This is a genomic window from Actinosynnema sp. CS-041913, assembly GCF_050942485.1.
Taxonomy (GTDB): Bacteria; Actinomycetota; Actinomycetes; order Mycobacteriales; family Pseudonocardiaceae; genus Actinosynnema.
On record NZ_CP192037.1, the window covers coordinates 5,183,668 to 5,197,465 of the forward strand.

Genomic DNA, 13,798 nt, shown 5'->3' on the forward strand with positions numbered 1-13,798 from the left:
CGCACGGTGTTGCTCAGCCAGTCAGTCCGCTCGCGGCCGACCGGCCATTATTCGTTCCCTCCCTGCAAGGAGAACACTCGTGGATCGGAAACCCATCCGACGGGGCCTCCCCTGCCTGGCCGCCATCATGGCCGCCTTCGCCACCGCGGTCGCGTTCCCCGCGCCGGCGCTGGCGGGTGCCCCCGACCAGACCACACCCAACGGATTGATCATGACGGAGGTGCACACCGAGGTCAGGGAAATCACGCCGGCGCACGCACCGCTGAACGTCACGCCGCTGGCGACGAAGAAGCTCACCTACACCCAGCAGGTGCAGCAGCAGAACCAGTGGTGCTGGGCCGCGACCGGCGCCAGCATCGAGCAGACCCTGGGCGTGACGGTCAGCCAGCAGGCGTTCTGCGCCGCGGGCAAGGGCTCCTCAGCGGGCTACTGCCCGAACCAGGCGGCGCAGATCCCGGAGATCGTGCGGGGCTTCCGCGGCACCGGGTTCAACGCCCAGGACGCCCGCGGGTCGATCAGCTTCGCCTCGATCACCCAGCAGATCGACGCCGGTATCCCGCACCTCACCGGCATCTACTGGACCTCCGGAGGTGGGCACGCGGAGGTGATCTACGGCTACGACTCGACCAACCAGACGATCTTCGTCGGCGACCCGTGGCCGAGTTACGAGCGGTACCAGACGTGGAACTACACCCAGTACCGCAGCAACAGCCGGTTCCGTTGGAACGACACCATTGTGAACATCACCAAGGCGTGATCGGAGCCATGGTCGTGATCTGCCGGAAGTTGTTCCCCGCCACCGCGGTCGCCCTCGCCGTCGTGCTCGCAACCGCGTTCGCCAACTCCTCGGCCAGGGCCCGCGAGGTGGTGTCGCCGCCGTCCCCGGCGGACTTCGCCGCCGCCCTGGAAGCCGCGGGGACGCCGGCGGCGATCAGCTTCGCGAAGACCAATTTCCGGCAGGTCCACGGCATCGAGCCGAGCACGGTCGCGGTCGCCGACCACGGCGTGGCGGCCTACGTGCTCAACCCCGACTTCGTCCGGGGTGTCCCCGGCGCGCCGGCCGGGGTGTTGCAGTACATCGCGGTCACCGCCACCGCGGACAACGGGGTGCGCGCCACCCTGCGCGCCAGCCCGGAGGGCCCGGCCGGCGAGTGGGTGGTCGGCAGCGTGTTCTCCGGCGACGACGAGGAGACCCTGAGCCGACGGCTGCGGCCCGGCTCGGTGCTGCTCAACGAACCCCAGATCAACGGCTGGTACGAGCTGACCGCGGCCGGGGTGGTGCTGTTGCAGGCGAGCCTTCCGCAGTCACCGGAAGGGAAGCTCGTCCCGCTCGCGGAGTACCAGCAGCAGGTCCGGTCCCGCTACGGGGACAAGCTGCCGGGCTCCGCCCACGAGAAGGACAACGGAATCGGCCCCACCCAGCAGCACCCCGCCCCACCACCACCCGGTACGGGGCTGCCCGCGCCGGCGATCGGGCTTGCCGTCGCCGGCGCGGTCGGGGTGCTGGCGGTCGCGGCGCTGCTGTTCCGGCGCAGCCGCTACTCCCAGAGGAAGTCGACGCCGGCCAGCGAGGGCTCCAGCCCTTCGAAGTAGGCGCAGGCGAACCCGTTCGGCCCGCACAGCAGCGGCTCGCTGACCGTCGGCGCGAGGCCTTCCCGCGCCCGCTCCACGCGGGTGCAGCGGACCGGCAGCATCGACGGGTCGAAGTGGAGCCGGATCAGGTAGGCCTGCATCCGGCCCCGGATCACCCGGTAGTACGTCGGTGCGGGCACCGGCGTGGTGCACACCAGGGTGAAGCCGAAGACGTGCACGTCCCCCTCGGCGAGCTTGCGGTCGAAGAGGAGCTCGAACACCATCCCCGCCGACGACCGCTGCCTGCGCACCCGGCCGACCCGGCACCCGTCGCCGGCCCGGACGCACGAGGTGTCGATGTCGGCCTCCGGCTCGCTCTGGTGGGTCACCACGAACCCGTCCGGCCCGGACCGCCGCGCGCGCACCGCCATGGTCGACCTGATCTCCGCGATCTCGCGGGCCGGCGTCAACCGCACCTCGTCGAACACGGTGACCAGGTCGAGGTCGGAGTTGCACGGACTGCCGGAGACCCCGTCGAACTCGGCCAGCAGCGCCCCGGTGCGCGCCCAGCTCTGGCTCAGCTCCGGGATCGACGGCACCCGCCGGTCGAGGTCGAGGGTGCGCTGGTGCGGCCCGATCAGCACCACCAGGCTGTCCTCCGGAAGCTGGAGCACGCGTTCCAACGCCCGCACGACATCCAGCGCACGCGGCACCGCCGGGTGCCGCAGCCCCCGTTGCCAGTAGCTCAGCGTCGACTGGGCGATCGTGATGTCGTGGGATCTGAGGTGGGCGCGCAACCGGGACAGCGACAGCCCGCGCCGCCGGATGGCCGCCGCCAGCGCACGGGCGAACGGCCCGTAGCGCAACGCCTGGGCCAGATCACCGGGCGGCACGGGAGCGGGTGGGGCACCTGCGAGCACCTGAACCTCGGGACGCATGCGTTACCTCACGCTGCCGCGTCATCGCGGCCTCGTACGGTGAGCGGCCCTGACTCAGGGTAAGCACGAACCGGGTGGCCGGCCAACCTACCAAAGTCGCATGAGGGTTTGTCGCAAGCGAGCCGGCGGACGCCGCGACGGTTGGTCCTCTGTAGACGGTCAGGCGGACCGACGGTCGGCCCGATCGGCAATTGACTGTCCATAGTGGAGCGAGTGCGGGTTGCCGAGCCGGGCCGACGTGGAAAACCGCTCGGAAGCAGACGATCGGAGGTTAGTTTCCGGCCACTGCTTCTCCTATCGTGGTGTGAACCGATCGGAAAAACCCTGTTTCCGGCCCGCAGTCGCGGTCCGGTTTTCCGGTGAGGAGCACACCACCATGAAAACCCTGCGAATAACGGGGCTGGCCGTGCTCACGGCCTCCGCGGTCGCGTTGTCGATGACGACGGCGTCCGCGCACGACCCCGAGACACCCGAAGGACAGGCGGCGGCCCGCGCGTTCATGGCCGACCACCGCCCGGCCGAACGACACGCGGTGGTCGGCACCGCCGCCGGCGTGCCCTGTGTGGGCGGCAAGGCCGACATCTACCCCTGCAAGAACGTGGACCTGCTCAGCGTGCTGCCGCTGTCGGGCATGGGCGGCGGCAACGGCAACGACGTCTGGGGCTGGACCGACCCGTCCTCCGGCAAGGAGTACGCCATCGTCGGCCGCACCAACGGCACCGCGTTCGTCGACGTGAGCACGCCCACCTCGCCGCGGTACCTCGGCAACCTGCCGTCCAACGGCGGCAGCAGCAACTGGCGCGACATGAAGGTGTACAAGGACCACGCCTTCATCGTGGCCGACTTCATCACCGGGCACGGGATGCAGGTGTTCGACCTGACCCGGCTGCGCACGATCACCACGCCCCAGACGCTCACCGCGGACGTGCTGTACCGGGAGTTCGGCCCGGCGCACAACATCGCCATCAACGAGGAGACCGGATTCGCCTACGCGATCGGCTCCAACACGTGCAGCGGCGGACCGCACATGGTCGACATCCGGACGCCCAAATCACCGAAGAGGGCCGGGTGCGTGTCCCAGGACGGCTACACGCACGACACCCAGTGCGTGATCTACCGCGGCCCGGACACGACCTACCGCGGGAAGGAGATCTGCTTCAACTCCAACGAGGACACGCTGACCATCGTCGACGTGACCAACAAAGCCAACCCGGTGCAGATCTCGCGCAAGGGCTACTCCGGCTACCAGTACTCGCACCAGGGGTGGCTGACCGAGGACCAGCGGTACTTCCTGCTGGACGACGAGTTGGACGAGCAGGCGAACTCGGACAAGCGCACCAAGACCTACATCTGGGACCTGGCCCGCCTGTCGAGCCCGGTGCACACCGGCACGTACAACTCGCCGGCCACCGCGACCGACCACAACCAGTACATCAAGGGCAGGTACTCCTACCAGGCCAACTACCAGGCGGGCCTGCGCATCCTGGATGTCGACAAGGTCTCTTCGGCGCAGCTCACCGAGGTCGGGTACTTCGACATCTACCCCGCCGGCGACGCGGCGCGGTTCAACGGCGCGTGGAGCAACTACCCGTACTTCGCCAGCGGCATCGTGCTGGTCAACGGCATCGAGCAGGGCCTGGTCGTGGTCAAGCCCAACCTCGGCGGCAGCCAGCCCGGCGGGAAGTTCGAGAACACGGCCGACGTCGCCATCCCGGACGGCGGCGGCGCGGTGACGTCGCCGGTGACCGTGACGGGCGTGGCGGGCAACGCGCCGTCGGGGTTGAAGGTCAACGTCGACATCAAGCACACCTACCGCGGCGACCTGGTGATCGAACTGGTCGCCCCGAACGGGTCCGTGTTCCGGTTACAGGGTTCCAGCGCGGACTCCGCCGACAACCTGCTCACCACCTACACGGTGAACGCGTCGGCCGAGGCGGCCAACGGCGAGTGGAAGCTGAAGGTGCAGGACGTCGCCGCCTCCGACAGCGGTTACGTCGACGCCTGGAGCCTCCAGTTCTGAGGTGGGAGCCACGTGACGGGCGACCCTGCCGCTCGCCCGTCACGCACGCGGTCCGCCGCCGGCGGTGAGGTGAGGAGTGACCATGCGCAGTCTGCGGTTCACCGACTGGGTGTTCGTCGTGGCGGCCGTCGCGATCGTGGTGGCCGGGGCGCTGACGTTGTTCCGCCCGACGCCCGGCCCGGCGCACTCGGCGCACCAGCGGGCGGCTCCCGCGGACCTGGTGCCCGCCGCGCACAGCGACGGCTTGTCGGAGACCGAGAGCGGGTACCGGTTCGAGCGGGTCACCGTGCCGGACACCCGCGGTCCCGCCGTGCCGGTCGCGTTCCGGATCATCGGGCCCAACGGGCGGGCGCAGACCGACTTCCTGGACAACCAGACCAAGCAGATGCACTTCTTCGCCGTCCGCGACGACCTCCACGTCTTCCAGCACGTGCACCCGACGCTCGTCGGCGACACCTGGCACACCGCGCTCGCGTTGACCGACGGCGGCGCTTACCGGATGTTCGCCGAGTTCGTGCCACGCGACACCAAGGACCCCCGGCACCCGGTGGTGCTCGGCGTCCCGTTCAGCGTGCCCGGCGACACCACACTGCTGCCGGTACCCGCACCCGGCGCGGAGACCGTGACCGACACCGGGTTCACGGTGGTGCGGACGGATGAGCCGACCGAGCCCACCCCGATGCGGCCACAGGCGCTGAGGTTCGCCATCCGCGCACCCGACGGCGCACCGGTGCGCGACCTCGACCCGCACCTGGGCGCTTACGGGCACATGACCGGGTTCCACACCATGCTGCTGTCCGCCACGCACCTGCACCCGCTCGAACCGCTGGGCGCACCGTTGATCGACGGCGAGCTGACCTTCCAGGCGGTGTTCGCCGACCGCGGCGAGTACCGGCTGTTCCTGGAGTTCTCGCACGACGGACGGGTGCACACCGCGGCCGTCACGGTCGCCGTGGCCTGACCTCGGCGTCGATGGCCATGACAGGCGAGTGCGCCCGGTATCGGCCATGCCGCCCACCGCGGGCATGGCCGGATCGTCGTTCTCGAACATCAGCGGTGTCGCGGATCAAGGGGTCGGTGGCGCCTCCGGTGCGCTCGCGGCATCGGGCGGCGGGCCGTCGCCGGGTGCGGCGAGCCTGGTGATCAGCGCCGGCGACGACGCCAAACAGTTGACCAGCGCTTGAACGGCGACGTGTGCCGCCCCTGGCCTGCGCTCCGGGGCGGCACGGGCCCGCCCGGGGTCCGGAACGGCACAGACCGCTCGGGGCCTGCGCTTCGCGGCGCCACGGACCGCCCCGGGCCTGCGCTCCGGAACGGCACGGACCGCTCGGGGCCGAGGCGCGGAAGGCCGGGAGGCGGAGCCGCGCCGCCGACATCCCACGGAGGTGACCACCGGCGATGACGCAGCGTCCCGCAGCGCCTCCGGACCCCTACACCACGCTCGGTGTCCCACGCGACGCCCCACCCGCGCGGATCACGGCGAGCTACCGCGCGCTGCTCCTGGCCCTCCACCCGGACACCCGGCGTGAGCCCACCGACCCGGCACGCCTGGCCGAGGTCCTGGCCGCCTACGCGCTGCTGCGCGACCCGCGCCGCCGCACCGCCTACGACCGCGAACACCCCGACCCGCCGTCTCCCGGCGAGGTCTCGATCCCGGTGCGCGTATGCGACGCCCGGCACCCCGACATCCAGGTCGGCCCGGTCGGCCACCACCCGCGCTGACGGCTCACGGCACCGCTGCTACCCGCCCGTCCGGTCCACCCGGGCGACGCCGCCATATCCGAGTGGCCGCGCCACGTTCGCCTGCTCCACCTGGTCGTCGGGGCGCCAGTCCGGCAGGCACACCAGGCCGGGTTCGACCAGGGTCGTCCCGTCGTCGAACCACCCGAGGATCTCCTGGTGGGTCCGGACGTACACGTGCTCGTCGGCGGCGGCGTAGGCCTCCACCAGCCGCGCCACCTCGGCCTGCAGTTCCGGAGCGGCGAGTTCGCTCGCGATGTGCGAGATCGCGAGGAAGCTGCCGGGGACCAGCCGCCGCCGGTAGGCCGCGATCAGCTCACCGGGCCGGTCGTCGTCGGAGATGAACAGCATCACCCCGACCATCAGCAGCGCGACCGGCTCGGCGAAGTCGATGAGCCGCCGGGTCTCGGCGTGGCCGAGGACGGTCTCCGGATCGCGGATGTCGGCCTGCACGATCGTCGCGAACGGGTTGTCCGCCAGCAGTTGCCGGGCGTGGGCGTAGGCCACCGGCTCGTAGTCCACGTACACCACGCGGGCCCGCGGGTCGACCTGCTGGACGATCTCGTGCACGTTGCCGACGGTCGGGATGCCCGAGCCCAGGTCGAGGAACTGGCGGATGCCCTGGTCGAGGCAGAACTTGACCACCCGGCGCAGGAACGACCGGTTGAGCTTGGCGACGGCCGGCACCGAGGGCGCGATGTCGAGCACCTGGTGGGCGAACGCGCGGTCGACGGCGAAGTTGTGCGCGCCGTCGAGGAAGTAGTCGTAGGCGCGGGCGGCCGACGGCACGCTGAGATCGATGTCGCTGCGCGGCTCGAAGGACGAGGACACGGTGTCGGGCCTTCCGAGAACTGACCGGGTTGGAATAGCCGAGCCTAGGCCGCGGAACGCGGCGGGTCACGTGCAGGGGTGACCCGGACGGGGTGCGCTCGTCCGAATCGTGGCACCGACCCCCGACGGTCACCGGATCACCCGTTCGTGTCGAGCATCGTGACGCGCAGGCAACGGGCGTGACCGGCCCGGACGCGGTGGAGTTGCGGCCTTCCGGGTGCGAGGTACGTTCCTGAACGGCACACGGGAAGGCATCTCGATGTACTACAGCAACGGGAACTACGAAGCGTTCGCCCGGCCGCGGAAGCCCGAGCGGGTCGACGACAAGACCGCGTGGTTCGTCGGCGCGGGGCTCGCCTCGCTGTCGGGCGCGGCGTTCCTCGTCCGCGACGCGCAGCTCCCCGGCAACCGGATCACCGTCCTGGAGCGGCTGAACCTCCCCGGCGGCGCGCTCGACGGGATCAAGGAGCCGAAGAAGGGCTTCGTCATCCGCGGCGGACGCGAGATGGAGAACCACTTCGAGTGCCTCTGGGACCTGTTCCGCTCCGTCCCGTCACTGGAGGTCGAAGGCGCGAGCGTGCTGGACGAGTTCTACTGGCTCAACAAGGACGACCCGAACCGCTCGCTCCAGCGCGCCACCGTCAACCGCGGGGAGGACGCGCACACCGACGGCCTGTTCACGCTCAGCGACAAGGCGCAGAAGGACATCATCAAGGTCTTCCTCGCCACCCGCGAGGAGGTGGAGGGCAAGCGCATCGACGAGGTGTTCGGCGAGGACTTCCTCAGGAGCAACTTCTGGCTGTACTGGCGGACCATGTTCGCCTTCGAGGAGTGGCACAGCGCGCTGGAGATGAAGCTCTACCTGCACCGCTTCATCCACCACATCGGCGGGCTGCCCGACTTCTCGGCGCTGAAGTTCACCAAGTACAACCAGTACGAGTCGCTGGTGCTGCCGCTGTACAAGTGGCTGCTGGACCAGGGCGTGGTGTTCCGCTTCGGCACCGAGGTGACCGACGTGGACTTCGACATCACCCCGGAGCGCAAGCAGGCCACCCGTGTCCACTGGGTCCAGGACGGTGCGGACGGCGGCGTGGACCTCGGCCCGGACGACCTGCTGTTCATGACCATCGGGTCGCTCACGGAGAACTCCGACAGCGGCGACCACCACACGCCCGCCCGGCTCGACGAGGGCCCCGCGCCGGCGTGGGACCTGTGGCGGCGGATCGCGGCGAAGGACCCCTCGTTCGGGCGGCCGGACGTGTTCGGCGCGCACATCCCGCGGACCAAGTGGGAGTCGGCGACCGTCACCACGCTCGACCGGCGCATCCCCGAGTACATCCAGAAGATCTGCAAGCGCGACCCGTTCAGCGGCCGGGTGGTCACCGGCGGCATCGTCACGGCCAAGGACTCGAGCTGGCTGATGAGCTGGACGGTCAACCGGCAGCCGCACTTCAAGCAGCAGCAGCCGCACGAGATCGTGGTGTGGCTCTACTCGCTGTTCGTGGAGGAGCCGGGCGACTTCGTGCCGAAGCCGATGCAGGACTGCACGGGTGAGGAGATCACCCGCGAGTGGCTGTACCACCTGGGCGTGCCGGTCGGGGACATCCCGGAGATGGCCGCGACCGGCGCCAAGTGCGTGCCGGTGATGATGCCGTACATCACGTCGTTCTTCATGCCCCGCCACGCCGGCGACCGGCCGGACGTCGTGCCGGAGGGCTCGGTGAACTTCGCGTTCATCGGCCAGTTCGCGGAGAGCAGCCGCGACTGCATCTTCACCACCGAGTACTCGGTGCGGACCCCGATGGAGGCCGTCTACACCCTGCTCGACGTGGACCGCGGTGTGCCGGAGGTGTTCGGCTCGACCTACGACGTCCGCGCGCTGCTGTCGGCCACCAGCAGGCTGCGGGACGGGAAGGAGCTGCACCTGCCCGGACCCGCGATCCTCCGGAAGTGGCTGCTCGGCAAGCTCGACGACACCGAGGTGGGCGAGCTGCTGACCGAGTTCGGGCTGGTTCCGGACCAGCCCTAGGCAAGCTGACCGGCGGCGACGGCGTCCCGGTCGTCCTGCTGGTCTTGCTGGTCCTGCTCGTCGGCGGCGGTGATGAGCCGGTCGAGTCGGTTCCTCCTGTCCGGCGCCTTGCCCCTCACGTCGGCGTGAGGTTCCAGCGTAGCCGTGTGGTCAGCGGGATTCCTTCGGCGGGATTTCCTTCGGCTTCAACGGGGACAGCGCCAGGCCGAACAGGTTCGCGGCGGTGGCGCTGGTCAGCGCGATGCCCCAGCCGACCGGGCCCAACGGCGTGCAGCCGAAGAAGTGGCTGACGCCGGGGGTCTGGATGACCGCCGCCAGCGCCGCCGCCGAGCCGACGCTCGCGGCCAGCACCGACCGGTCCAGGCCGCCGGTGACGAGGGTCTGCCCGAGCTGGGTGCCGACCAGCGCGGCCAGCGCCACGGTGCCCGCCCGCCGGGAACGGCCGGTGAGCCGCGCCGCCGTCCACGCGGCGGTCGCGCCCAGCGTGGTGGTGACCGCGCGCCCGGTGATGTCCCTGGTCAGGGCGGTGCCCAGGGACGTGCTGGGGCCCTCCCGCAGCAGGTCGGACACGGATTCGCGGTCCGGCCTGCTCAGTGCGATGGCCATCGCGGGCGCCAGGTCGGTGAGCAGGTTGACCAGCAGGAGCTGCCGGGCGGTCAGTGGCGACCGGCCGGTGACCGCCGCGCCGAGCACGCTGAACGCGATCTCGCCGAAGTTGCCGCCCAGCAGGATGGCCAGCGCCGCGCGCACCGACGCCCACATCGCGCGACCCTCGACCAGCGCGGAGACGATCGTCTCCAGCCGGTCGTCGGTGACCACCAGGTCGGCGGCGGCGCGGGCCGCCGGGGTGCCGCGCCTGCCGAGCGCGATGCCGACGTCGGCCAGCCGGATCGCGGGCGCGTCGTTAGCGCCGTCGCCGGTCATCGCGACCACGCGGCCCAGCCGCTGATAGCCCTCGATGATCCGGACCTTCTGCGCCGGGGTGCACCGGGCGATCACGTCCACGGTCGGCAGCAGGGCGTCCAGCCCGGCGTCGTCCAGCTCCTCGACCTGCGCGCCGCTGACCACCGTGACCTCGCCGGATCCGACGCCGTTGACCTCGGCCGCGATCGCCTCCCCGGTGGCCGGGTGGTCGCCGGTGATCATCACGATCCGCACGCCCGCCGCGCGCAGCTTGGCCGCGGCAGGCGGCGCGCCGTCCCGGACCGGGTCGGCCAGCGCGACGAACCCGAGCAGGGCGAGGTCGCGCACGTCGTCGTCGGCCACCGCGTCGCCCTCGAAGCCGGCGCGCTCGGCGACGGCGAGCACGCGGTGCCCCTGGCCGGCCAGCTTGCGCACCCGGTCCTCCAGCCGCCGGCGGGTCCGCCCGTCCAGGTCGCAGCGCGGCAAGACCACTTCCGGCGCGCCTTTCACGCTCAGCACCAGCCGCTTCCCCAGCCGGCCGAGGGCGGCGTGGTAGCCGCGGGACGGCTCGAACGGCAGCGCCTCGACCGGCGTCCAGCCGCGTGCCCCGGTGGTCGCGCGGACGCGGACCCGCCGCGCCCCGGCCAACACCGCCCGGTCCGTCTGGTGCACCAGGTCGCTCGGCTCGGCGGCGTCCGGCGTGGCCCGGACGGCGGCGGCGAGCACCGTGCGCAGCGGGTCGTCCAGCGAGCCGAGGGCCGCACCGCGCCGGCCGTCGTCGACCCGGCTGACGGTCAGCTTGCCCTCGGTGAGGGTGCCGGTCTTGTCGAAGCACAGCACGTCGACCCGGCCCAGCGCCTCGATCGTGCGGGGGTTGCGGACCAGCGCGCCGTGTTCGGCCAGCCGCCGGGCCGCCGCGAGCTGGGCGGCGTTGACCAGGAACGGCAGCCCCTCGGGCACGGACGCCACGGCGAGGTTCACGGCCGCGCCCATGCTGTCCCGCAGCGGCACGCCGCGCAGCAGCCCCGCGCCGGTCACCGCGACCGCCGACCCCAGCGCGACCGGCAGCGACCGGCGGGTCAGCTCGGCCAGCCGGGTCTCCACGCCCGTGGTGGGCGCGCTGCGCCGCGCCGCCGCCATGGCGCGGCCGACCTCGGTGGCGTCCCCGGTGGCGACCACCACGGCCAACGCCTCCCCGACTGCGATGGTGGTGCCCTCGTAGAGCATGGACGACCGGTCGGCCACCTCGGCGGCCACCACCGGGGCCGGGTCCTTCGGCACCGGCAGCGACTCGCCGGTGACCGAGGACTCGTCGGCTTCCAGCCCGTCGCCGGTGAGCAGCCGGCAGTCGGCCGGCACCACGTCGCCGGCCGCCAGCCGCACCACGTCGCCGGGCACCAGCTCGTCGGCGTTCACCTCGTGCTCGGTCCCGTCCCGCAGCACGGTGGCGCGGACCGCCGACCGGGCGAGCAGACCGGCCAGCGCGCGGTCGGTGTACACCTGCTGGACGCTCCCGATCAGCGCCGACACCCCGACGATGCCCACGACCAGCGCGGCGTCGACCGGGGAGCCCACCGCCGCCGACACCGCGGCCCCGCCGGCCAGCACGGGCGTCAGCGGGTTCGCCAGCTCGGCCAGGAAGGCGGCGCCCAGGCTGGTGCCCACCGCCGGCCGCCGCTCGCCGCGCCGCCGGCGGCGCGCCTCACCGCCGGCCAGGCCGTCCCGGCCCGACCCCAGCCGGTCGAGCACGGCGTCGACGGGCATCAGGTGCCACGGCTGTGCGGCGGGCCGCCCGGCCGGCGCCGACCCGCCGCGCCCCAGCTTGCGCGCCCGCCAGACACCGTTCACGAACCCGATGGCCGAAGCGCCGTTCACCGCCCGCGACGCGCCCTCGGCGGGCCGGCCGCCGCGCGTGCTCAGCGTGCTCACCGCGCCGATGCCGCTGGCCGCCTGGGCGAGCATGATCCCTTCCCGGTTCACCCGCCGCGCGGCCGACACCGCCTCCACCAGCAGCGCGACCGCCGCCACGTCGTCGCCGACGATCAGGTGCGCGCCCCACGGCGGCAGGCCGCCGTCCCGGTGCACCCCGACACCGCAGTCCGCCGAAGCCAACGCCCGCCGGTCGTCGGACACCACCATCACCACGTGCCCGTCGGCCTGGTACCCGCGCACCGCGGCCACCAGGCCGTTCCCGGCCGGCACCACGGCGTCGGCGAACCGGGACCGCTCGCCGTCGCCGGCCACCACCACCCGCACCCCCGCGTCGCGCGCGGCCACCACGACGGCGTCCACGCCCGGTGTGGTCTCGACGTCGACCGCCAGCACGGCCTGCAACCGGTCGCCTCTGGCCAGCCCGAGCACGGTGGGCGCACCGCGACCGGTCAGCTTGCGCTGCTCGCGGGCACCCGTGCTGCCCTGCACCCCGAGCCGGTCCACCGGGCCGATCGCCCAGTCCCCGTCCCGCCGCACGGCCCGCACGTCACGCGGGTCGAACAGGGCGAACGCCCGCTCGGCCGGCTCGGTGGGGTCGGTGTCCGGCAGCGGCACGAGGTCGCTGAGCACCGACCGGCCCGAGCCGAGCGCGGACTCGTCCAGCACCAGCAGGTCCACCGCGTCCAGCCGGCGCAGCACGGACCGTTCCATCACCAGCGTCCCGCGCCGGGCCAGCACCCGGCCCAACTGCGCCGCGAACGCCGCCCGCGAGACCGACGGCGCCTTCGGCAGGCTGGCGACGCCGAGCGCCACGGCCCGGCGGGGTCCGGTGAACGGCGCCGCCGCGAGCCCGGCCACCGCACCGGCGGCCAGCGAGCGCCGGGCGTACCGCTCGACCGGGCCTTCGGGGAACGGCCGCGGCCGTTCGACCGCGATCGGGTCGGCCGCGGCGTCCTCCGGCGAGCCGATCAACCCGGCCTCGGCGGCGCACCAGGCCCGTTCGTGCGCCTTGACCTCACGCCACTGCTGGACGCGCTGGGCGATGTCGAGCAGCGTGCCGTCGCTGTGCGACGCGAGCCCGTGCACCAGCGCGGCCAGCACGGACGTGGCGGAGTCGGCCCGTTCCCGGCCCTGGAACCGACCGGCCGCCAGCTCGCGCAGCCGGGGGTGCAGGTCGACCGCGGCGGTGAGCGCGGCCAGCTCGCCGGGCAGCGGCGCCCACGGCGCGACCTTCGTGATGGCGGCCAGCACGAGCCCCGCGGCATCGGCGGCGAGGGTGGACATCAGCCGCGTGCCCTTGAGGCCGTCGGCCGGGTGGTGCAGCTCGTCCTCGACCAGGCGCTCGTCCTCGGTGGCGGGCTCGGCCTCGGCCCGGCGCACGACGCCGACCAGCTCGGCGGTCGGCGGCGCGGGGTCGGCGACGGCGATGATCACCCGCGACGAGGGCGCGTTCACCCGTGCCCAGACCACACCGGGCCGGCCTTCGAGCGCGCGTTCGATCCGGTCGGCGACCTGCCTGCCCCGCGGCCCGTGCACCCCGTGCGCCTCGATGTGCAGCCGTCCGGGGCAGGACCACACGTTCCGCCGGTCGCGGCGCAGCACGGCGTCGGCGAGGCCCGTGCGTTCGAGCGGGGCGAGGGCGAGGCCGACCAGCCCCTTGGCGATGCCGCCGGCGGCGCGCGCGGGATCGATGCCGAGGAGTTCCACCGTGCGTGGTTTCCCGGACAAGTGTGCGCTAAGCCACCCGTTCGGGTTACCACCGCACACCCCCGGTCCCCCGCACACCCCCCGCACACCCCCGGTCCCCCCGCACACCCCCGCACACCCCCGGTC

At 72.6% G+C, this 13,798-nt stretch carries 11 protein-coding genes; 7 read left to right on the forward strand and 4 right to left on the reverse strand.

The annotated features are described in order from the left end of the window. Window positions 1-79: 79 nt before the first annotated feature. Together ACQPZF_RS23720 and ACQPZF_RS23725 are read left to right on the forward strand one after the other, a co-directional pair. Complete coding sequence (locus ACQPZF_RS23720) at window positions 80-757, forward strand: papain-like cysteine protease family protein (protein ID WP_433260281.1); 678 nt, start codon at window positions 80-82, stop codon at window positions 755-757. Beyond that, window positions 754-1,593: a hypothetical protein gene (locus tag ACQPZF_RS23725; RefSeq protein ID WP_433260283.1), complete on the forward strand. Its 840-nt coding sequence runs from the start codon at window positions 754-756 to the stop codon at window positions 1,591-1,593. The genes ACQPZF_RS23720 and ACQPZF_RS23725 overlap by 4 nt, the downstream gene beginning before the upstream one ends. On the opposite strand, the gene ACQPZF_RS23730 is transcribed toward ACQPZF_RS23725, so the two are convergent. After that, window positions 1,539-2,510, reverse strand: coding sequence for a helix-turn-helix domain-containing protein (locus tag ACQPZF_RS23730; protein WP_433260285.1), 972 nt, complete (start codon window positions 2,508-2,510; stop codon window positions 1,539-1,541). The two genes, ACQPZF_RS23725 and ACQPZF_RS23730, sit on opposite strands and share 55 nt — an antisense overlap. A gap of 376 nt (window positions 2,511-2,886) precedes the next feature. On the opposite strand from ACQPZF_RS23730, the gene ACQPZF_RS23735 reads away from it, so the two are divergent. The 4 genes from ACQPZF_RS23735 (at window position 2,887) to ACQPZF_RS23750 (ending at window position 6,252) form a co-directional block, all read left to right on the forward strand. Next, entirely contained in the window at window positions 2,887-4,530 is a 1,644-nt protein-coding gene (locus tag ACQPZF_RS23735; RefSeq protein WP_433260287.1) for a choice-of-anchor B family protein, read from the forward strand. Between the two features lie 82 nt (window positions 4,531-4,612). Then, window positions 4,613-5,491: a hypothetical protein gene (locus ACQPZF_RS23740; protein ID WP_433260289.1), complete on the forward strand. Its 879-nt coding sequence runs from the start codon at window positions 4,613-4,615 to the stop codon at window positions 5,489-5,491. 46 nt (window positions 5,492-5,537) lie between these two features. Continuing rightward, window positions 5,538-5,714, forward strand: a complete 177-nt coding sequence (locus ACQPZF_RS23745) for a hypothetical protein (RefSeq protein ID WP_433260291.1) — start codon at window positions 5,538-5,540, stop codon at window positions 5,712-5,714. A 214-nt stretch (window positions 5,715-5,928) separates the two neighbouring features. Continuing rightward, entirely contained in the window at window positions 5,929-6,252 is a 324-nt protein-coding gene (locus ACQPZF_RS23750) for a J domain-containing protein (protein WP_433260293.1), read from the forward strand. 18 nt (window positions 6,253-6,270) lie between these two features. On the opposite strand, the gene ACQPZF_RS23755 is transcribed toward ACQPZF_RS23750, so the two are convergent. Further along, entirely contained in the window at window positions 6,271-7,101 is an 831-nt protein-coding gene (locus tag ACQPZF_RS23755) for an SAM-dependent methyltransferase (RefSeq protein WP_433260295.1), read from the reverse strand. A 217-nt stretch (window positions 7,102-7,318) separates the two neighbouring features. Here ACQPZF_RS23755 and ACQPZF_RS23760 point away from each other — a divergent pair, with 217 nt between their 5' ends. Beyond that, window positions 7,319-9,130, forward strand: coding sequence for an oleate hydratase (locus ACQPZF_RS23760; RefSeq protein WP_433260297.1), 1,812 nt, complete (start codon window positions 7,319-7,321; stop codon window positions 9,128-9,130). Here the strand turns inward: ACQPZF_RS23760 and ACQPZF_RS23765 are convergent. Then, window positions 9,127-9,249: a hypothetical protein gene (locus ACQPZF_RS23765; protein WP_433260299.1), complete on the reverse strand. Its 123-nt coding sequence runs from the start codon at window positions 9,247-9,249 to the stop codon at window positions 9,127-9,129. The genes ACQPZF_RS23760 and ACQPZF_RS23765 overlap by 4 nt on opposite strands. A gap of 31 nt (window positions 9,250-9,280) precedes the next feature. Then, the gene (locus ACQPZF_RS23770) at window positions 9,281-13,672 is read right to left on the reverse strand and encodes an HAD-IC family P-type ATPase (RefSeq protein WP_433260301.1); all 4,392 of its coding nucleotides are present in this window, start codon (window positions 13,670-13,672) and stop codon (window positions 9,281-9,283) included. Between the last annotated feature and the right edge of the window lie 126 nt (window positions 13,673-13,798).